Raw genomic sequence first — 20,235 nt, forward strand, 5'->3', positions numbered from 1 at the left:
CCACCGGAGCCGACCCCGCCGGGACCCGCACCGCAGCCCACGCCGCCCGCGCCGGACCCCGACCCGGTCCCGCCCGGCCCCGAGCCCGACCCGATCCCGCCGACCCCGGCGCCCAGCCCGCCGCCGCCTCCCGGACGGCCCTAGAACCGCCGACTCTGGAACCGCCGGGCCCTAGAACTGCCGTAGGCGCCGAGGGGCCAGCTCCGTGCGCGGACCCAGCGGGCGTGCCAGGCTGAGAGCGACGCCGCGCACCGCGACGCCGGACACGTCCGCCATGACCGGATTCAGTTCGAGCCGCGCCACCTCCGGCAGGTCGTACCCGAGCCGGGACACCCGCAGCAGCAGCTCCTCCAGGGCCGCGACGTCCACCGGCTCCGCACCGCGATGGCCGAGCAGCAGCGGCGCCGTCCGGATCGCCCGGATCAGCTCCGCGGCCTCCACGTCGGTGAGGGGTGCCAGGCGGTAGGCGCGGTCGTCGAGGAGGGCGGCGGTCTCGTCGGCGAGGCCGAAGGAGACGACGGCGCCGAACGACGGGTCTTCCATGGTCACGACCCGCGTCGGCACTCCCCCGCCCGCCGCGTCCCCGGAGACCTCGATGCCGTAGCAGCCGAGCAGCTCGGCGGCCTGCTCCGGCGTGGCCCGCACCGGATCGCCCGCCCCCAGCCACTCCTCGACCAGCGCCCGCGCGCGCCTGCGGTCGATGCCGTCCAGCTCCGGCACTCGGCCCGCCGGCGTCCGCCGCCACTGCGCGTACCGGACCACGTAGGCCAGCGCGCGGACGGCGTCCTCCGGCGCGGCGTAGGACGGCACCGAGCCCTCCGCCGCCGTCCCGTCCGGGCCGGTGATCCGCAGGTCGGCCGGCATGCCCTCCGACCCCAGGTACGTCGCCACGATCGGCTTGCGGCCCTCCGCCGCCAGCCGCAGGATCTTCTCCGGGACGCGCAGGTCGTACCCGCCGATCGTGGGCGGGGTGAACAGCGCCACGATCGCGTCCACGGAATCGTCGGCCAGCGCGCCCGCCAGCGCCGCCTCGTAGTCGTCGGCGTCCGCGCGCGGCCCCAGGTCGACGCGCGGGCGGACCTCCAGGCCCAGCGCCGCCGCCGCGTCCTGCGCCAGCAGCCCCAGCGAGTCGGAGTTGTCGATGATCGCGATCCGGTCGCCCGACGGCAGCGGCTGGTAGGCCAGCAACTGCGCCACGTCGAACAGCTCCGCCAGGTCCTCCACCCGGATCAGGCCGGCCTGCTGGAACAGCGCGCTCACCGCGTGGTCCGGCAGGGTCAGCGCGCGCGCCGCGTGCCCGATCGGGACGCCCTGCGTGCTGCGACCGCTCTTCACCGCCACGATCGGCTTGCGGCGGCCCAGCCGCCGCGCCAGCCGCGCGAACTTGCGCGGATTCCCCAGCGACTCCAGATAGAGCAGCACCGCCTTGGTCGCCGGGTCCTCCTCCCAGTACTGCATCAGGTCGTTGCCGGACACGTCCGCCCGGTTCCCCGCCGACACGAACGTCGACAGCCCGAGGCCGCGCTCCGCCGTCCGCTGCAGGATCGCGATGCCGAGGGCGCCCGACTGGGAGAAGAAGCCCACCGGGCCCCGGCCCGGCATCGTCGGCGCCAGCGTCGCGTTCAGCCGCACGTCCGGGTCCGTGTTGGCGATGCCCAGGCAGTTCGGGCCGACCACCCGCATCCCGTAGGCGCGGGCCAGCCGCACCAGTTCCTCCTGGTCCGCCCGCCCCTCCGGGCCCGTCTCGCCGAACCCCGACGACACGACGACCAGGCCCCGGACGCCCTTCCCCGCGCACTGCTCCACGACCTCGCGGACCGCGTCCGCCCGCACCGCGACCACCGCGAGATCCACGTCGTCGGGGATGTCCAGGACGGACGCGTAGGCCCGCACCCCCGCCACCGCCGTCGCCGTCGGATGCACCGGGTACACCGGGCCCGTGAAGTCCCCGCTCAGCAGGTTCCGCAGGACGGTCTGCCCCACGCTGTGCTCCGCGCGGCTCGCCCCGACCACCGCGACCGACGACGGGAACAGCAGCCGCTGGATCGACCGCGACTCCGCCCGGTGCTCGCGCGCCGCCATCACCTCCACCGACGTCTCCGTCGGCTCCAGGTCCAGGACGAGCTCGATCACGCCCTCCTCGAACCGCTGCTCCGCCCGGTAGCCCGCCTCGCGGAACACCCGCGTCATCCGCCGGTTGTCCGGCAGCACGCTCGCCACGAACCGGCGCACGCCCCGCTCCCGCGCCGCCGCCGCGATGTGCTCCAGCAGCACCGCGCCCAGCCCCCGCCCCTGGTGGGCGTCCTCCACCAGGAACGCGACCTCCGCCGTCTCCGGCCGGTCGCTCAGCATGTCGTACCGGACGACCGCGACCATCTCCTCGCCGATCGTGGCGATCAGCGCGACACGCCGGTCGTAGTCCACTCCCGTGAAGTGCTCGACCTCACGGTCCGTGAGGTAGGGGCGCGGCGAGAAGAACCGGTAGTAGATCGTCTCCGGCGACAGCCGCGCGTAGAAGACCCGCAGGAGATCGGCGTCCTCGCTCCGGATGGGCCGCAGATGCGCCGTCCCGCCGTCGCTCAGGACGACGTCGGCCTCCCACTGGTCCGGATAACCCTCGGTCACGTACCGAGCGTAAGGCACGCGGCGCCGGCGGCACGCTGAGGGAAAAACCAGGTTCCCGGGTTTCGCTGCGCGTTCGAGACCTAATCGGGGGCCAAGAGCTGTTACCGTCGTTCCACGCCCTGAAGCCGCTCGCGCGGGCCGTGTTGATCGAGGTGATGACTCCATGACGCGCGTGGTCGTGGTCGGCGATCTCATGACAGACACCGTGGCTCGTGCCGCGTTCCCTTTGGCGAAGGGCAGTGACACGCCCGCCGCCGTGACGACCCATGGGGGAGGATCGGGCGCCAACGTCGCGTCCTGGCTCGCCCTGGAGGGGATCGAGGTCGCCTTCGTCGGCCGCCGAGGCTCCGACATCGCGGGCCGCAACCGGGACATGGAGCTGATGGGGTACGGCGTCGACGCCCGCCTCGTCATGGACCAGGAGCGCCCCACGGGCACCTGCGTGGTCATGGTCACCCACAAGGGCGACCGCACCATGCTGTCCGACCCGGGCGCCAACGCGGCCCTCCTCCCCGAGGACATCGAGCGCTGCAAGGACCTGTTCTCGCAGGGCACCCACCTGCACATGTCCGGGTACTCGCTGATCAACGAGGGCTCGCGCAAGGCCGCCATCCACACCCTCGAACTCGCCCGCCAGGCGCAGATGTCGGTGTCGGTCGACGGCGGCTCGTCCTCCCCGCTCAAGCGGATGGGCGCCGAGCCGTTCCTGGAGTGGACGCAGGGCGCCCGCCTCCTGGTGGTCACCGCCAAGGAGGCCGAGATCCTCACCGGCCGCGAGAACCCGGCCGCCGCCGCCAAGGTGCTCACCGCCTGGTACCCGCAGGTCGTCATCAAGGTCGGCGCCGACGGGGCCCTCTGGTACACCAACGGCCGCCCCGAGCCCGTCACCGTCGCCGCCGAACCGGTCGAGAAGGTCGTCGACGGCACCGGCGCCGGCGACGCGTTCATCGCCGGGTTCCTGCCGCCCTGGCTGGACGGCAAGCAGCCCGCCGACGCCCTCACCGCCGGCTGCCGCCTCGCCGCCCAGGCCACCCAGCACCTCGGCGCCCGCCCCTCCCTCGACGTGGTCGACAACCAGATCAAGTAAGAGTGTTCGCCCAGGGGGACGACCCCCTGGAACCCCCGTCACGGCTGGCAGGCCGTTTCCCCGCTCCGCTGGAGCTCCGCGGCGAAACAGCCTGTCAGCCGTCGGGCAGGCCCGCTGCGCTCGCCGGCGCTCGCTCCGCGTGCCCGCCCGCGACCCCGGCCGGGCTCCGCTCTTCCATACCGCCGCTCAACCGACTCCCAGATCCCATGACCCCGGCCCAGCCGACTCTGCGGACCGGTGCTCAGCAACTCCCCCGGCCCCGCTCGACCAACTGCCAGGCGGGTCAGGCCAAGGGGGTGTAGGTGCGGACGTCCTCGTGGACGGCGGCCCAGAGGCGGTTCAGCGGGTGGCCGGCGTCGTAGCGCTCCAGGTCGGCCCGGCGGACGAAGGCGCCGGTCATCAGCTCCGCCTTCGGCTCCAGGTCGTCGTGCAGCCCGATGGCGCGCAGCGGGGCGGCGTCCGGGTCGTCGCGACCCGCCATCCCGCGCCCGATCGAGCCGGTGACGATCATGCAGCCGCGGACGAAGCCGGAGCGCAGCAGCGACAGCCCGTAGTGCACGTCGTCGATGTCCGCGACGACGTTCAGCCGGTCCCGGAACGCGGGGCCGTACCAGGTGGCCAGCAGGTCGGCGACCAGGCCGGCGGGCGGCAGCACCAGCGGCACGCCGCCGAGCCGGCTGGTGCGGACCGGTCCGTCGGGCAACTCGCTCTCCGGCAGGTTGGTGAGCAGCAGCGCCTGCCCGCGCGCGTACTCGATGACCTCGTACTCCTTGAGCCGCTGGTCGCCCTCCGGCGTGCTGACGATGCTGCCGCACACCAGGTCGACCTGCTTGGTCTCCAACCGGGACCACAGGTCCTTGGTGCGGACGTGCGCGACCTTGAACTCGACCTCGCGCTGGCGGAACTCCTCCGACACCCGCGCCCAGGCGCGCGACACGATCGGCAGCGTGAACTCGGTGGTGCCGACCGTGAGCATCCGGCCGAGGCGGCGCCGGCTCCAGTGGATCGACTCCAGCCAGTTCTCGATCGTCGTCCGCGCCAGCTCCACCGTCGTCTCGCCGGTCGGGGTGAACAGGAAGTCCTTCCCGCGCCCCTGCCGGACGGTCAGCACCTCCCCGCACAGCGCCTGGCTGTTGCGGTTCAGCGTGTCGAGCTGCTTCTGGACGCTGGACTGCTCCCGCCCGAGCGCCCGGGCGGCGCGCAGCGCGGACCCCGTCTCGTGGACCACCAACAGCGTCCGGAGCTGGTCGAACGTGGCGTCCAGCAGGCCGGGCGGGCAATCGAGGAGCGCGTCGAGGGTCAATGACACGGGGAGGGACATTACTACCTACCTCCTTCGTCCCGCCGAAATGGCCGTCCGTTCACCTGAGCGGGAAATGATGACATTTCCCGCTGAACTTATCTCAAGATGTTCTCTCAAACAGCTGGACAGGGTTTTCTAACCTCTAGAACACTTTCTCCCGTCGCCACCCGTACCCGAGGAAGCAGATCCGTGACCCCGACCGCCCCCGCGCCCTCCGTCCCGTCGACCGACGGCGGACCGCCGGAGAAGATCGCCGTCCCGGTGCTGCCCTCGTCCGTTCCGCAGCAGCCGGGCGACCGGCTCGTCTACTCGGGCGTGCGGAACGAGCCGGCCGGACGGCACAGCCCTCGGCCTCGGCTCTCGGGCGGCGGCCCCGGAGGCCTCGGGGTCCGCCCCTAGAGGCCCCATCGACCCCGGTTCGCCGCGGCTCTTCTCCGCCGCGGCGCCCGGACCGGTCGCCGGTCCGTGCGCGGGGCCGCGCGCACGGGCCGGTCCACCATCTCCGCCCGCGCCTACAGGGGCGCGCGGGCGGCGTCCTCAAGGTCACGGCCGGGCCGCTCCCCGCCTCACCGCAGGCCCGGCCGACCAAGAGAACGGCACCCGGCTCAGCACCCCGAACACGCACTCGTTGAGCAGGCCCGCCCTCCTGGCTCAGCAGTCCCTCGCAAGCCAGCCCCCGGCAGGCGAGCACAGCCAACAGACCCTCCCGCAACTTCCTCCCCCGCGCCCGGAGTGGCACCCGTCGAGCACGCCTATCAAGGGTCCTGTCAATAGCGAGCGCCTGTGCCGCACCTCCACGCCGCCCGTCAAGGGTCCGCAGCGCGCGTCAAGGCCAGGCCTCAACGGCGAGGCACCCGTGACGCCACCCACCCCAGGCACCCGAGCCAGGCACCCGAGGCAGTTGCCCGAGGCAGGCGCCCGCGCCGCACGCCGTGACGGGCGTCCGTGACGGGCGTCCGTGACGGGCGCCCGGGGCAGGCGCACAGGGAGGCGTCTATGGCGGACGTCCGGAGCAGTCACCCGCGCCGCGCGCACGTAGTGCACGTCCAAGCAGGCGCCCGTGCCACACGCCGTGCCGGGTGTCCGGGGCAGGCGTCCGAGGCGCACGCCTGCCGTGGTGCACGCCTGCCGTGGTGCACGCCTGCCGTGCCGCACACCTGCCGTGCCGCGCACCGTACCGAGCGCTGGGCAGGCGTCAGTGGGCGGCACCCGTGCCTCGTCCGTGGCGGGCGGCCGGGCGGCCGCCTGTGCCGCGCGTGCGTAGCGAACGTCCGTGGCAGCGCCCGAGCCGGGCGTCTATGGCAGCGTCCGTACTGCGCGCACGTAGCGCACGTCCAGCCAGGCGCCCGTGCCCCCCACCCCGCCACCGGCGCCGCCGCCACCGCTTGACGTTGACCGCGCCGTCGCAGACCACCAGCACGCCGCGCCACGTCGGCGGGACGTGCAGCACCGACCCGGGCGTCGCCGCCCGCACCTCCGTCCACGCCCCGGTCGCGTCGCCGTCCAGCGGCTCGCACCACGACTCGTCCCCGTCCGGGATCGCCGCGCCGCGCCGCGCGCCATGCCGCGCGCCATGCCGCGCGCCGTGCCGTGCATCCAGGGCAGACGCCTGTGTCGCGCGTCCGTAGTGGACGTCCGTGGCGGCGCCCGAGGCAGGCGCCTATAGCAGGCATCCGTGCTGCGCGCACGCAGCGCGCGCCCAGGCAAGCGCCCGTGCCACACGCCCCGCTGAGCTGCGCCGCGTGCCATGCCGCGCGCCGTACCATGCCGCGCATCCAGGGCAGGCGTCGGTGGCAGGCGCCTACGCCGCGCGCCCGTGGCGGCACCCGTGCCACGCCGTGGCAGGCGGCCGGGCGGGCAACTGTGCCGCGCGCCCTTAGCGGACGTCCGTGGCAGCGCCCGGGGCAGGCGTCTGTGCTGCTCGCACGCAGCGCGTGTCCAGGCAGGCGCCCGTGCCGCGCGTGCGCCGTGCCGCGCGTGCGCCGTGCCGCGCGTGCGCCGTGCCGCGCGTGCGCCGTGCCGCGCGTGCGCCGTGCCGCGCATCCAGGGCAGGCGCCTGTGTCGCGCGTCCGTGGACGTGCCCGTGCCCGTGGCGGGGCGTCTGTGGTGGGTGTCTGTAGTGGGTGTTGACGACGCTGGTTGTGGCGCGTCGCGGGTGGGCGTCCGGGGTGGGCATGGAGTGTCGGTAGCGAAGGTGGGCGTTGAGGGTGGGCTTGCGTTTCGTTGGCGGGGTTAGGTGGGACGTTCGGGGGTGCGGGGGAACAGAGCGCGCGTTGTTCGGCTTTGCCACCTACGCCGGCGGTGAGCGCTCGGACCGGGCGCCCGCATACGACCGAAGGAGAGAGCCGACATGCGTGCTGTCATATTCGCCGAGTACGGTGACCCGTCCGTCCTGGAAGTGGTGGAGACCGAGCGGCCCGAGCCCGGGCCCGGGCAGGTGCGGGTGGCCGTCCGCGCCGCCGGGGTGAACCCGATCGACGTCAAGCTGCGTTCGGGGTCCATGTCGGGCGGCAAGCCGCTCGCGGCGCCCCGTCGCCTGGGCTTCGAGGTCTCCGGTGTCGTGGACGCCGTGGGAGACGGGGTCGCGGACGCGGCGGTGGGCGACGCCGTCGCGGGGTGGCCCGTCGGCGGCGGTTATGCCGAGTACGCGCTGCTGTCCGTCTACGCGGCGAAGCCGGACGCCTTGACCTGGGAGCAGGCGGCGGCGCTGCCCGTGGCGGGCGAGGCGGCGGTGCGCTCGCTGCGCGCGCTCAAGACCCGCCGAGGGGAGACCTTGTTGATCAACGGTGCGTCCGGGGCCGTGGGCGCCCTCGCGACGCAGATCGCCGTGGCCGACGGCCTCACCGTCGTCGGCACGGCGGGCGCGGCGAACCTGGACCGGGTGCGGGCGCTGGGGGCGACCGCCACCACGTACGGCCCCGGCCTGGCCGACCGCGTCCGCGAGTTGGCGCCGCAGGGGGTGGACGCGGTGCTGGACGCGGCGGGGCACGGGGCGCTTCCAGACGCGATCGCCCTGCGCGGCGGCGTGGACCGCGTGGTGACGATCGCCGACCCCGCCGCCTTCGACCTGGGCGTGCCGTTCCTGTCCGGCGGCCCGGAGGACCAGACGGCGGAGGTGCTGCGCACGCTGCTGGAGGCGGCAGCGCAAGGGCGGATCACCCCGCCCGCGACCCGCGGCATGGCGCTCGACCAGGCCGCGCAGGCGCACGAGCAGGTCGAGAAGGGCGGAGCGGGGAAGATCGTTCTGATCCCCTGAGACCGGCGATTCCCCGGCGGTCGCCGCCCGCCGCCGCGGCGGGCGGGTCAGTTGGGGGTGGCCAGGGTGAGCGGGAGGATCGCCTGGGCGCCCGCCTCTCTCAGCAGGCGGGTGGCGACGGTCATGGTCCATCCGGTCTCGATCCGGTCGTCGATCAGGAGCAGGGGCCCGGCCGCCTCCTTCACGGCGACGGCGACGGGCTCGGGCAGCGCCAGCGAGTCCCAGACCGAGCGGAGGCGCTGGGCGCTGTTGTGCCGGCGCGGGACGGGCTCGCCCACGGGGACCAGTTCGCCGAGGAAGGGCAGGCGGCCGATCTCCGCGATGCGCCGGCCGAAGGTGCCGACGAGGCGGGGCCGGGAGCGCGAGCCGATCGTGACGACGCCGGTGGGGCGGGCGGCCCAGTCCCACGCGGCGAGGACCTTGACGACGGCGTCGACCATGTCGGCGGGGACATCGGTGTCGCCGCCGGCGAACAGTTCGCGGAGCCGGTTGCCCCAGCCGATGTCGGTGAGGCGGCCGAGGGCGCGCCCCGTCTCCGCCTGCAGCTCCGGTCGGATACGGCCGGAGACGCCGAGGTCGTCCTTGACACCCGTGGGCCACATTCGGCGAGGGGCGACGTCGACGCCGGGCCGATGCAGGCGGTCGCGGGCGCGGGTGGTCCCCTCGTCGGTGACGTCGGCGGGCCAGTGCTCGCCGGTGCAGTTGTCGCAGCGTCCGCAGGGCGCCGCGGCGGGATCGTCCAGCTGGCGGCGGAGGAACTCCTCGCGGCAGGCCCCCGTCGCGATGTAGTCGAGCATCGCCTGCTGCTCGCGGCGGCGTTCCGCCGTGACGCGCTCGTAGCGCTCGCGGTCGTAGGCCCACGGGAGTCCGGTGGACGTCCAGCCGCCCTTGACGCGGCGGACCGCGCCGTCGACGTCGAGGACCTTCAGCATCATCTCCAGGCGGTTGCGGCTCAGGTCGACCTGCGGTTCCAGGGCGCCGGTCGACAAAGGGCGGTCGGCGGCGTCCAGGACGTCGAGGGTGGTGCGGACGACGGGTTCCGGCGGGAACGCGAGGCTGGCGAAGTAGGCCCAGATCTCGCGGTCCTCGCGGCCGGGCAGCAGGATCACCTCGGCGCGGTCGACGCCGCGCCCGGCGCGCCCGATCTGCTGGTAGTAGGCGACCGGGGACTGCGGCGCGCCGACGTGGACGATGAAGCCGAGGTCCGGCTTGTCGAACCCCATCCCGAGGGCGCTGGTGGCGACGAGGGCCTTCAGCCGGTTGCCCTGGAGGTCCTGTTCGGCCTGGAGCCGCTCGGCCGGCTCCGTCTGGCCGGTATAGACGGCGACCTCGTGGCCGCGGTCGCGGAGGTAGCCGGTGATCTCGTGGGCGGCGGCGATGGTGAGGGTGTAGATGATCCCCGAGCCCGGCAGCGACGCCAGGTGCTCGCCGAGCCAGGCGATGCGCTGCTCGGCGGTGGGCACGGAGACGACCGCGAGGCGGAGCGAGTCACGTTCCAGAGGCCCCCGCAGGACGAGGGCGTCGTCGCCGGCGAGCTGCTCGGCGACGTCCTGGGTAACGCGGGCGTTCGCGGTGGCGGTGGTGGCGAGGACGGGGATGCCCGGCGGGAGCTCGGCGAGCAGGGTGCGCAACCGGCGGTAGTCGGGACGGAAGTCGTGCCCCCAGTCGGAGATGCAGTGCGCCTCGTCGACCACGACGAGCCCGGCGCCGGCGGCGAGCCGCGGCAGGACCAGGTCGCGAAAGTCGGGGTTGTTGAGCCGTTCGGGGCTGACCAGCAGGACGTCGACCTCGCCGGCCTCGACCTCGGCGAAGATCCGCTGCCAGTCCTCGGTGTTGGCGGAGTTGATCGTGCGGGCGTGGATGCCGGCCCGGTCGGCGGCCTCGATCTGGTTGCGCATCAGCGCCAGCAGCGGTGAGACGATCACGGTGGGGCCGGCGCCGCGCTCGCGCAGCAGCCGCGTCGCCACGAAGTAGACGGCGGACTTGCCCCAACCGGTGCGCTGCACGACGAGGGCGCGGCGCCGGTCGACGACGAGGGTGCGGATGGCCGTCCACTGGTCGTCGCGGAGCCTGGCGTGCTCGCCGGCGAGGGCGCGCAGGCACCGCTCGGCGTCGTCGCGGAGTCCGTCGGGAGTGCTCATGCCCCCTTTGGTACCAGCGGCGGGCGAGCACTCGCACCAGAACCTCGTTCTGTGGATAACCCTGCGCCGACCCGGCGGTGACGGTCGGTGGCGCCATGGGTAGCCTGCGTGGAAGATCGGTTTCATGGCGGAAGGGACACCAGCGGGGGATGGGAGCGGCGGAACGCTTGCGGCGGACGTGGCATGTCCTGTGGGACGGATCGCCGCCGGAGCCCCCCGAGGACGAGCCGAGCGAGGTCGTCGACCCGCGCGCGGTGGACCTCGTCCTCCGCGTCGGCGAACTCCTTCTGGCCAGCGGCGAGACCACCGAGCGCGTGAACGAGGCGATGCTGGGCCTCGCGGTCGCCTACGAGCTCCCCCGCTGCGAGGTCCAGGTGACGCTCACCAGCATCCTGGTGTCGGCCCACCCCGGCAGGGGCGCGCCGCCGGTGACGGGATCGCGCGCCATCCGGCGCCGTACGCCCGCCTACTGGCGCCTCACCAAATTGCACGCCCTCGTCCAGGAGGCGTCCATCGGGATGCTGGAGCTCGATGAGGCCCACAAGCAGCTCGCGGAGATGAAGCGGGGGCGCGGCCCGTACCCGCCTTGGCTCATCGTGGCGGCGCTGGGTCTCATCGCCGCCTCGGCCAGTGTGCTGTCGGGCGGCGGCCCCCTGGTCGCGGGGACGGCGTTCGTCGCCACCCTGCTGGGCGACCGGACGGCCGCCGCCCTCGCCCGCCGCGGCATCGCGGAGTTCTTCCAGCTGACGGTGGCCGCCGCCATCGGCGCCGCGGCCGCGGCCATCGTCGTCGCGGCGGGCAACCCGCAGCATGCCTCCACCATCGTCACGGGCGCGATCCTCGCCCTGCTGCCCGGGCGGCCCCTGGTGGCCAGCATCCAGGACGGCATCACCGGCGACCTCGTCAGCGCCGCCGCGCGCGGGCTGGAGGTCTTCTTCATGATCGCGGCCATCGTCGCGGGCCTCGGCGCGGTGGTGTACATCGCGGTGAACCTGAACGTGCCGATCGACGTGAGCCACCTGCCAACGGCCCCGGTGACGCTGAAACCCGTCCAGCTGATGGCGGCCGCCGCCGTCTCGGTGACGTTCGCGGTGTCGCTGGCGGCGCCGCGCGACGTGCTCCTGGCGTCCGCCCTCGGCGGCGCGCTGATCTGGACGATCTACGTGCTGCTCAGAGGATGGAACGTTCCGCCCGTGCTGGCCTCGGCGGTGGCGGCGATCGTCGTCGGCGTGCTGGCGAACTGGCTGGCCCGGCGCCACGGCGCGCCCGTGATGCCGTTCGTGGTGCCGGCGATCGGTCCCCTGCTGCCGGGGACGGCGCTCTACCGCGGCATGGTCGAACTGAACACCGGCTCCCCGCAGTCCGGGGTACTGAGCCTCATCGGCGCCCTGTCCGTGGCCCTCGCGCTCGGCGCCGGCGTCAACCTCGGCGGCGAGTTCGTGCGCGCGTTCCAGCGCGTCGGGCTCACCGCGGGGGGACGCTGGGCGCGTCCTGCGGCCCGCCGGACGCGGGGCTTCTGACAGCCCGCTCTCCACGGCCCCGGAAACTGTCGGTGGCGGGCGTTACCTTCGCGGCATGTACCGACAGGGAGACATCCTGATCCTGCCCGTGCCGGAGGCGGAGGTCCCGCAGTCCGTGCGGGAACTGCCACCGTCCCCGAGGGACGGCCGGGGGCGCATGGTGCTGGCGCTGGGCGAGGCCACCGGTCACGCGCACGCGCTCACGGCGCCGGGTTCGCTGCTGCGGGTCCCCGATCCGCTCGCGCCCGACCACCTGCACCTGCCGTCCGGCGGCCGGCTCGTGCACGAGGAGCACGCGGCGATAACCCTGCCCAAGGGCTGGTACAAGGTGATCCGGCAGCGCGAGTACGTGCCGGGCGCCGTCCGGGTCGTGGCGGACTGAGGGGCGGCGTAGATGGTCACCGAGATGCTGCGCGAGCCGCACTACGTGGTCGGCGACTGGCAGGCGGACGCCTTCCGCACCGATCCCGCCGACCGGGCGCGGGCGGAGGCCGGGGTGGCCGCCGCCTACGCGGCCGCGGGCCTGGCCGCTCCCGAGCGGTTCGTGTGGGTGCCCTCCCCCGCGCGCGGGGCCGTCGCGGCCGCCGTGCTGGGCGGGCATGAGGCGGCGCTGCGCAAGGCCGGGCTGGACGACCTGCTCGACCGGGCCCGCGCCGACCTCGGCGAAGGCGCGGCGGGGGCGAGCGTCCTGGCGGACGTGCGGACCCGCCCGTGGGAGGCCGAACGAACGGCGGCCTGCTCCGAACAGGGGCCGGAGCAGTGGCCGCGGACGTGGGCCGAGACCGGCGGCCTGCTCTGGAACCAGGTCCAGTCGCTGGTCACACGGGTGCGCAGCGCCGTCGGTGAGCAGGCACAGGGTCGGTCGGCCAGGGCGGGCGACCTGATGCCGACGCCGGAGGAGAACGCGGCCGAGAGCATCCTGCGCGCCGCGACGCTCGACGCCGTCTTGGGCCAGCACGACGCGCCGTGGCTGGCGCTGTTCGAATCGGTGGGCCGGCTGGACGGGCCTTTGGCGGGCTTGGCGGAGGCGGCCCGCTCGTCCGGCTGGTGGTGGCCCTACGAGCGGCTGGTCATCATGTCGGAGCGCCCTTGCGAACTGCACCGCGACGAACCGGGGCGGCTGCACCGCGGAGACGGACCGGCCCTCGCCTACCCCGACGGGTTCTCGCTGCACGCCTGGCGCGGCATGCCGATCCCGCCGGATTTCGTGGCCTCCCTTACCGGCCTCACGGCCGACCGCATCTCCGCCGAGGAGAACGCCGAGCTGCGCCGGGTGATGCTGGAGATCTTCGGCTACGACCGGTACCTGGCGGAGACGGGCGCGCGGCCCCTGCACCAGGACGAGGCCGGCGTGCTGTGGTCCATCGACCTGCCCGGGGACGAGCCCGTCGTCATGGTCGAGGTGGTCAACTCCACGCCCGAACCGGACGGCACGCACCGCACCTACTACCTGCGGGTCCCGCCGTCCACGCGCACTGCGCGCGCGGGGGTGGCATGGACGTTCGGCGTCGACGAGGCCGACTACCGCCCGCAGAAGCAGACCTGACCCCTGGACGGCCTCCGGCGGGCCCGCGCCGTCCGTCCTCGTGGCGGGAGCCCCTTGGTAGCACTTCCCCAGTCACCAAGGGGCGCCCGCCCGCTCCCGTCCTCGCGTTCCCGTCCTCCCGTTCCCGTCAAGGGGTCACGTCGTCGCGGCCTGCGCCCAGGTCACCTTGCCCTCACCGGTCGGCCGCCAGCCCCAGGAGCGGGACAGGGCGCCGACGAGGAAGAGCCCGCGGCCGCTTTCGGCCTGCAGGTCGTGCGGGGGTTCGACAGGTCCCTCGGGGTTGTCGTCCCATACCTCCACCATGGCCGTCTTGTCGTCCGGCAGGTAGAGCACGAGGGTGACGGTGCTGGCGTGACGGATCGCGTTGGTGACGAGTTCGCTGGTGATCAGTTCGACGTCGCCCGTGGTGTCCGGGCGGTCCCAGCCCTCCAGCGCGGCGCGGACGACGTCGCGCGCCGCGCGCACCGACGTGTCCGCCGGCTTCAACGCGAGGAGGAAGTGGGGGCGTTCGAAATAGTCCACGGCATCGCCTAACGGTCGCCTGCTATCGCCAGCATGCGCCCTCCAGGGCGGTCGTGCACGGGAACCGCTCCCTATGTCATGACCGTCCGCGCGGCTCGACCACCGCTTGAGTCGTTCACTGTTCGCAGTCATTCAGCTCCGTTTGGTGACCATGCGGGACCATCCACAGAGTGGCGGCACGGACGGAGAATTGCAAGGCGTCCGCGAACGCCCGTCCCGTCCGCGATCGGACGGCGCCGTGGCAGGTCGCAGAGGTGGGTCACCTCGCGGCTACATCTCGCCGAGCAGGGCGGGGATGCGTTCGAGGACGCCGCCGGCGAAGGTGTCGTAGAGGCCGAGCGGCTTGAGGTGGACATAACCGATGTGACAGTCGCACGTGTCCATCGGGCAAGGGCGGGGTGCGAGGGCGTCGCGGAACGAGCCGTCATAGAGGTTGCCCAGGACGGCCGGGACGAAGTGGCAGCGGCGGACCGTCCCTTCACCGTCGACCGACACGACGGTCTCGCCCGTGCGGCAGGCGAGACCGCGGCTGGCGTGGGGGTGCCGGCTGACCGGGAACAGCGGATCGATCGCCGTCCAGGCGGCGGCTTCCTCGTCGCTGTAGGCGTGCCCTTCCGCGGCGTTGACCCACAGGTAGGTGTCGGCCGGTAGTTCTCCGCGGAGGCGGCGCGCCGCGTCCAGGTGGCTCGGCTCGCCGACGATCCCGACGGTGTGGCGGACGCCGCGTTCGGTCAGCTCGCGGCACTTCCCCAGGAAGCGGTCGTAGGTGACCTGACCGGGGTGGTACGTCGCCCACAGGGCGAGCTTGGACAAGTCTGCGTCGGACGTCCACGACACGCGGTGGCTGAGGTTCGTCTGGATCGCGACCCGCTCGACGTGCGGAAGGTGGCTCAGCTCCGTCAACGCCCGCCGGTACCAGGACCTGACGAGCCCCTCTCCCCAGGGCGTGAAGAGGACCGACACTGGGTGCTCCTGCGCGGCCACCCAAGCGGTGAAGCGTTCGAGGGCCGCACGGTCCGCGCGGAGTTGTTCCGGTGTGTCGCGCCGTTTGGCGAACGGGCAGTAGGGGCAGTCGTAATCGCAGCTGGCGAGCGGGCCCCGGTAGAGGATCGTGAGGTGCTGCATCAGCGCGCCTGGTAGGAGGCCATCAGTTCCCTGACGGGCCACGAGAAGAGCGCTGGTCCGATCGCGTCGGAATGGGCGAGCCCTTCGGGCGTGAGCCTCAGGACCGCCTCCGTGGTCTCCAGCCAGCCGAGGTCGTCGAACGGCGCCAGTTCCGTGGCGAAGTCGGCGCACGGGTCGGTGCCGAAGCGGGCCTTGTAGGAGTCCCGGTCGAGCCCGTCGGCCTGAAGGAGCGATTGGAGGAGATGGCGGCGGCGCCGCTCCCCCTCGTCCAGTTCGAACCCGACGCGCGCGGTGGTGAAGTCGTCCTCGCGCACGTAGCCGTCGATGATGGAACGGACGTGCCGCTGCTCGACCGCGTACTCGAACGAGTAATGCAGGTTGCTCGTGTACGAGCGCGCTCCCGAGCCCAGGCCGACCATCCCGTCGGTCTGGCAGCAGTATTCGGTGCCGCCGGTCGCGCCGTTCGGCAGCCGGAACATGCGCATCGAGACCTGCTCATAGCCTTCGCTCAGGAGATGGTCGCGGCCGAGCCGGTAAAGGGCGAGGCGCTCGTCGTCCCAGTCCTGCGGGCGGCGCCCCAGTCCGGTGAGGGGGCGCACATAGAGCGGGTAGAGGTAGAGCTCCTCCGGACGCCATTCCAGTGCGGCGTTCAAGGAGTGGAGCCACGTGGCGGGCGTCTGTCCGTCGATGCCGTAGATGAGGTCGATGTTGAGCGTCGGGAAGCCCACGGCGCGGATCCGGTCGAGAGCCGCCTCCACCTCCGCGCGCTTCTGCGGGCGGACGGCGGCGCGGGCCTCCTCGTCGATGAAGCTCTGCACCCCGATGGACACCCGGCTGGTGCCGCGTTCGGCGAGGACGGCGAGCCGGTCGGTGGTCGCGGTCGCCGGGGACGTCTCCACGCCGAGCGGGATCTCGCCGAATCCGGGGAACCTGCCGGCGATGCCGCAGAGCCGTTCCAGTTCCGCCGCGGTGAAGTAGGTGGGCGTTCCGCCGCCGAAGGCCGCGGTGGCGAACGAGGCACCGTCGCCCAGCGCTTCCAGTACGGCGGTCGCCTGCCGGTCGAGCGCGTCCAGGTAGGCGCCGGTCAGCTCTTCGGGGGCGCCCGTCCGCGTGAAGAGGTTGCAGAAGCCGCACCGCATCTCGCAGAACGGCACATGCATGTAGAGGAAGAGCGCGTCCAGCGGTTCCTTCGCCCACACCTCTCGCAATGCGGGTTGCGGCGTCAGCGGGCGGTAGGCGGTCTTGTGCGGGTAGGCGTAGACGTACGCCTGGTACGGCCCGGTGGTGGTCACGATAGAACGAACTCCCCGTACGGAACGGTCCACACGACTTCGTGGCCGATGCGGTGACCGGTGTGGCCGTCCTCTCCGTACGCCGTTCCGTGGTCGGAGCAGACGATGACGAAGCACGGACGGCGCATCAGGTCGAACAAGCGCCCTATATGAGCGTCGACATGGCGGAGGGCGGCGGCGTGACTGGCGCGAGTGTCCCCGTGCGCGCGCGTACCGCCGTCCAGGTAGAACCAGTTGGGCTGGTGCAGGGACGCGACGTTCAGGAGCAGGAACAGGCGACGGTCCGCGGGCAGCCGTGCCATGACGTCGGCTATCCGGTCGAGCTGGTTGGGCAGCGCGGCCGGGTCCGTCACTCCGAATCCGGGTTCCCAATGGCTCTCGGCGAAAAGCGACGGCAGAGCGGAGCCGAGCGGTGTGCGCTTGTTGAAGAAGCCGACGCCGCCGACGCACACCGTGTGGTAGCCGGCGGACGCGAGCCCGGTGGGCAGGTCGGCGGCGTCGAACGTCCATGTTCCGGCGCCGGTCGTCTCGCTGCCCGGGAACGCCCCCGCGAACAGCCGCGGGTGGGGGCCGGGGGACGCGGGTGTGGGCAGGAACCCGGCCAGCATCGCGGTGTGGGCGGCATAGGTGAAGCTGCCCGGCGTATGGCGGCGCTCCCAGCGGCCGCCTGGAAGCAACGAGGCCAGGGTGGGCGTCTCTCCGGCGGCCGCCAGTTCGGCGGCCACGTCGTAGCGCAGCGTGTCGAGCGTCACCAGCAGCACGTCGTGGCTGCCGATGACCTCGTTCATGTCGTACATACGGGGGCGATCTCCGGCAAAGCGGCTCTGACCTGGGCAGTGTGGGTGTCCAGCCCCTCGGCCGGGCCTCCGGCCAGGCCCGTGAGCCCGGGGAGCAGATCGCCGAACGCGTTGACCTCGCACACGGCGAAGCGCCTCATGCCCTGGAGCACGAGCAGGTCCACTCCCACCATTGGGCTTCGCGGAAAACAGGCGGCCGCCCGCGCGCACACGTCGAGCGCCCGCCGCCATCCGTCCGGCCTGAGCGCGCGCCGGACCACCGCCACATCGCCCCTCGTACCGCCGAGATGAAGGTTGGTCATAGGGCTGCGGCTGGTCCGCGCGACGACGTGCGTAGGCGTGCCGCCTATGACGACCACCCTCAGATCGAACACGCGCCCGCCGAGCGACGCCTTGGGCAGCCACCGCTCGACATGCAGGCCGTCGGGCGCCAGCGCGTCGACGAGCGCCGCGACATCCCTCTCCGTCTCGTACGCGCGCACCCGCAACGAGTTGAACAGGCCCGTCCCGTTCATGGCGGTCGAGGTGACGGCCTTGACGCGGCCGCCCAGCGCCGTCTGCAAGGCGACCACGCCGGAAGCCGACGAACCGTGCGCCGCCTTGACGAAGACCCTCCGCTCCCCGAGTCCGTCCATGTGCGCGCGCAGTTCCTCGTAGGAGCGCACTGGTGGGAGCGCCTGCGGAACCGGTACGCCGTCCGCCGCCATGCGCGCGTGCGACCGCCGCTTGTCGAACATGACCGCGATCTCCTCGACGTCGCCGAGAAGCCGTGCGCCCGCGCGCGCGGCGACGTCCTGGATACGGTCAAGCGCCGCAACGAACGTCGAGTACCAGCGCGCGCCCCCACCCACACGGGACGGGTCGCCGGGACCGCGCAGGAGCGCGTCCGCCGCCGGGTCCTCCCCTGGGGAGTCGATGCGCAGCACGTCGCCCGGAGCGAGGACGACGTCGGCGCCGCGCAGCACGTCCGTCCAGGCGATGAGCCGAGGCTCGGGCAGGCCGCAGGACCGGCACGCCTGCGCGAAGAGCGCGGGACGCCGGTCGCCCGGCGTCCCGACCACGACGAACCTCATCGGCCCACCGCTGGGCGAACGCTCACTCCGACACCGCGATGTAGCGCCAGTCGCCGTCCGGCTTCTCCTGCTCGCTCAGGTCGACCTCGACTCCGGGGAACGCGGCCTCGACCCGCTCGACCATGGCGTCGGACAGGAAGTGGTGGTGCAGGTCCAGCTTGCGCAGGTGGGTGAGGGGCTGCCCCGACAGCAGCGCCTCCGCGCCCTGGTCGGTGAGGATGCCCATCGCCAGGCTGAGGGACTCCAGCCGCGCCACGATGGGCGCGCCCGCGACCGCCGCCGCGATCTCGTCCTGGATCTGGCTGTCCTCCAGGCCGAGGTGGCGCAGCGCCGGCAGCCGCTCGCCGGACAGCAGCGGGGCCAGGTCCGCGACGGTCGCGTCACCGCCGTAGTTGTCCTCCCCCAGCCACAGGTCGAGGTGCTCCAGGTTCGGCAGCTCGCTCGCCGCCACGGCCTGGACGACCCGCGCCGGAAGGCCGCCCGACTCGAACCGCAGCACGCGCAGACGCGTGCTCTTGATCGGGGACAGGGTGAGGCCCTGCGCGCCGCGGATCTCGAAGCGCTCCAGCTCCGGGAACGCGGCGAGCAGCGGCGAGATGTCGCCGTGCTCGATCCAGGAGATCTCCGACTCCTCCCCGGTGATGTCGCCGAAGAAGAGCGACCTCAGCTTCGGGAAGGCCGCGGCGTTCTCGGTGAGCAGCGCCACCGGGTCGGACTTGCTCTCGTCGTAGGACGCGCCCCAGTAGCCGACGATGAGGGCCGTCACCTCGGTGGTGTCGACCGTCTCCAGGAACCGCGCGAACGTGTCGGAGAACGGCTCCTCGTCGAACATCGTCCCGACGTACCAGGCGGCCTCGCCGGCGGGCGGGAGACCCTCGTCGGTCTCCTCCCCGCCGGTCGCGCCGTCCTCGTCGTCCTCGTCCTCCACCCCCGTCTCGCAGTCGAAGGTGGCCACCGGAAGGCCGGCGTACTCCTCTAGATGCCGATAAACGCCCATGGGTCCCTTTCGGAAGTTCGTCGGCACCATGTCCTATCAGGACCGACGGACAAACCGCGGCGATTTCGGCGCACCGCCGCACCCCGGGCGCTCCGGAGCCGTCCAGGAGCCGCTCAGGAGGCCATCAGCACCGACCCCTTGTACTTGTCCTGCACGTACTTGCGCACCTCGGGGCCGCGCAGAAGCTGGACGAGCTTCTTCACGCGCGGGTCGTTCGCGTTCTCCGGCAGCGTGACGATGCCGTTGGCGTAGGGGTTGCCCTCCGGCTTCTCCGCGGCGAGCGCGTCCTTGACCGGCGACAGGTTCGCCTCCAGCGCGTAGTTGCCGTTGATGACCGCGGCGTCCACGTCGTCGAGCGAGCGCGGCAGCTGCGCGGCCTTCAGCGGCTTGAACTTCAGGTGCTTGGGGTTGCTCGCGATGTCCTTCTCCGTGGCGCTCGTGGGCGCGCCCGGCTTCAGCGTCAGCAGGCCGTTGTCGGCGAGCAGCTTCAGCGACCGACCCTCGTTCGCCGGGTCGTTCGGCACCGCCACGGTCGCGTTCTGCGGGATCGCCTGCAGGCTCTTCACCTTGCTGGAGTACACGCCGAGCGGCTCCAGGTGCACGGGCGCGACGAACTTCAGCTTGGTCCCGGCCTTCTTCTCGTACTCCTCCATGAAGGGCACGTGCTGGAAGTAGTTGGCGGTGACCTGCTTCTCCTTCAGCGCGGTGTTGGGCTGCTGGTAGTCGTCGAAGGTCACGATGTCCAGCTTGAGCCCGGCCTTGGCCGCCAGGTTGTCCTTGACGTACTTCAGGATGTCGCCGTGCGGGACGGGGTTGACCGCGACCTTCAGCGGGGCGTCCGGATCGTCGGACGCGCCCGAGGAGCCGCAGGCCGCCAGGCCCGCGACCAGGCCGACGGAGGCGAGCGCGATGGTGAGCTTGCGAAGCACGAGGAGTGCCTTTCTGTGCGGT

General features: G+C 72.9%; 16 protein-coding genes. 6 read left to right on the top strand and 10 right to left on the bottom strand.

Annotation, left to right across the window (positions count from 1 at the left end; all coding sequences use genetic code 11):
• Positions 1 to 171: 171 nt before the first annotated feature.
• Positions 172 to 2,625 (bottom strand): GNAT family N-acetyltransferase, encoded by a 2,454-nt coding sequence (locus amrb99_RS19690; protein WP_347256752.1) that lies wholly within the window; start codon positions 2,623 to 2,625, stop codon positions 172 to 174.
• A 163-nt stretch (positions 2,626 to 2,788) separates the two neighbouring features.
• Between amrb99_RS19690 and amrb99_RS19695 the strand changes: the two genes are divergently transcribed.
• Entirely contained in the window at positions 2,789 to 3,712 is a 924-nt protein-coding gene (locus amrb99_RS19695) for a sugar kinase (RefSeq protein ID WP_190857913.1), read from the top strand.
• 283 nt (positions 3,713 to 3,995) lie between these two features.
• On the opposite strand, the gene amrb99_RS19700 is transcribed toward amrb99_RS19695, so the two are convergent.
• Positions 3,996 to 5,021, bottom strand: a complete 1,026-nt coding sequence (locus amrb99_RS19700; protein ID WP_206700016.1) for a LysR family transcriptional regulator — start codon at positions 5,019 to 5,021, stop codon at positions 3,996 to 3,998.
• A 183-nt stretch (positions 5,022 to 5,204) separates the two neighbouring features.
• Between amrb99_RS19700 and amrb99_RS19705 the strand changes: the two genes are divergently transcribed.
• Positions 5,205 to 5,414 carry a hypothetical protein gene (locus amrb99_RS19705; RefSeq protein WP_190857916.1) on the top strand — a complete coding sequence of 70 codons (210 nt, stop codon included), beginning with the start codon at positions 5,205 to 5,207 and terminating at the stop codon, positions 5,412 to 5,414.
• Between the two features lie 1,951 nt (positions 5,415 to 7,365).
• On the top strand, positions 7,366 to 8,271 hold the full coding sequence (locus tag amrb99_RS19710; protein ID WP_190857918.1) for an NADP-dependent oxidoreductase: 906 nt from the start codon (positions 7,366 to 7,368) through the stop codon (positions 8,269 to 8,271).
• Positions 8,272 to 8,318: 47 nt separating this feature from the next.
• Here the strand turns inward: amrb99_RS19710 and amrb99_RS19715 are convergent, their stop codons facing one another.
• Positions 8,319 to 10,412 carry a RecQ family ATP-dependent DNA helicase gene (locus amrb99_RS19715; RefSeq protein ID WP_190857920.1) on the bottom strand — a complete coding sequence of 698 codons (2,094 nt, stop codon included), beginning with the start codon at positions 10,410 to 10,412 and terminating at the stop codon, positions 8,319 to 8,321.
• A gap of 167 nt (positions 10,413 to 10,579) precedes the next feature.
• Here amrb99_RS19715 and amrb99_RS19720 point away from each other — a divergent pair, with 167 nt between their 5' ends.
• From amrb99_RS19720 to amrb99_RS19730, 3 genes are read left to right on the top strand one after another with little or no spacing between them, the layout of a single operon-like run.
• A complete protein-coding gene (locus amrb99_RS19720) occupies positions 10,580 to 11,932 on the top strand; it encodes a threonine/serine exporter family protein (RefSeq protein WP_241755711.1) in 1,353 nt (450 codons plus the stop codon).
• 55 nt (positions 11,933 to 11,987) lie between these two features.
• Positions 11,988 to 12,314 carry a hypothetical protein gene (locus amrb99_RS19725; RefSeq protein WP_190857927.1) on the top strand — a complete coding sequence of 109 codons (327 nt, stop codon included), beginning with the start codon at positions 11,988 to 11,990 and terminating at the stop codon, positions 12,312 to 12,314.
• 12 nt (positions 12,315 to 12,326) lie between these two features.
• Positions 12,327 to 13,478, top strand: coding sequence for a DUF6745 domain-containing protein (locus tag amrb99_RS19730; RefSeq protein WP_241755712.1), 1,152 nt, complete (start codon positions 12,327 to 12,329; stop codon positions 13,476 to 13,478).
• 135 nt (positions 13,479 to 13,613) lie between these two features.
• Here the strand turns inward: amrb99_RS19730 and amrb99_RS19735 are convergent, their stop codons facing one another.
• The 7 genes from amrb99_RS19735 to amrb99_RS19765 form a co-directional block, all read right to left on the bottom strand.
• Positions 13,614 to 14,000, bottom strand: coding sequence for an ATP-binding protein (locus amrb99_RS19735; protein WP_347256753.1), 387 nt, complete (start codon positions 13,998 to 14,000; stop codon positions 13,614 to 13,616).
• A 270-nt stretch (positions 14,001 to 14,270) separates the two neighbouring features.
• The gene (locus tag amrb99_RS19740) at positions 14,271 to 15,125 is read right to left on the bottom strand and encodes an STM4011 family radical SAM protein (RefSeq protein ID WP_190857931.1); all 855 of its coding nucleotides are present in this window, start codon (positions 15,123 to 15,125) and stop codon (positions 14,271 to 14,273) included.
• Positions 15,125 to 16,417 carry an STM4012 family radical SAM protein gene (locus tag amrb99_RS19745; RefSeq protein WP_347256754.1) on the bottom strand — a complete coding sequence of 431 codons (1,293 nt, stop codon included), beginning with the start codon at positions 16,415 to 16,417 and terminating at the stop codon, positions 15,125 to 15,127. Before amrb99_RS19745 ends, amrb99_RS19740 begins: the two co-directional genes overlap by 1 nt.
• Positions 16,414 to 17,205 (bottom strand): STM4013/SEN3800 family hydrolase, encoded by a 792-nt coding sequence (locus amrb99_RS19750; RefSeq protein ID WP_241755713.1) that lies wholly within the window; start codon positions 17,203 to 17,205, stop codon positions 16,414 to 16,416. Before amrb99_RS19750 ends, amrb99_RS19745 begins: the two co-directional genes overlap by 4 nt.
• Positions 17,202 to 18,275 carry an STM4014 family protein gene (locus amrb99_RS19755; RefSeq protein WP_347256755.1) on the bottom strand — a complete coding sequence of 358 codons (1,074 nt, stop codon included), beginning with the start codon at positions 18,273 to 18,275 and terminating at the stop codon, positions 17,202 to 17,204. The genes amrb99_RS19750 and amrb99_RS19755 overlap by 4 nt, the downstream gene beginning before the upstream one ends.
• A 34-nt stretch (positions 18,276 to 18,309) precedes the next feature.
• Complete coding sequence (locus amrb99_RS19760) at positions 18,310 to 19,284, bottom strand: STM4015 family protein (protein ID WP_190857938.1); 975 nt, start codon at positions 19,282 to 19,284, stop codon at positions 18,310 to 18,312.
• A gap of 113 nt (positions 19,285 to 19,397) precedes the next feature.
• Positions 19,398 to 20,213, bottom strand: coding sequence for a MetQ/NlpA family ABC transporter substrate-binding protein (locus amrb99_RS19765; RefSeq protein ID WP_190857940.1), 816 nt, complete (start codon positions 20,211 to 20,213; stop codon positions 19,398 to 19,400).
• Between the last annotated feature and the right edge of the window lie 22 nt (positions 20,214 to 20,235).

This window comes from Actinomadura sp. RB99 (assembly GCF_014706005.1).
GTDB lineage: Bacteria > Actinomycetota > Actinomycetes > Streptosporangiales > Streptosporangiaceae > Spirillospora.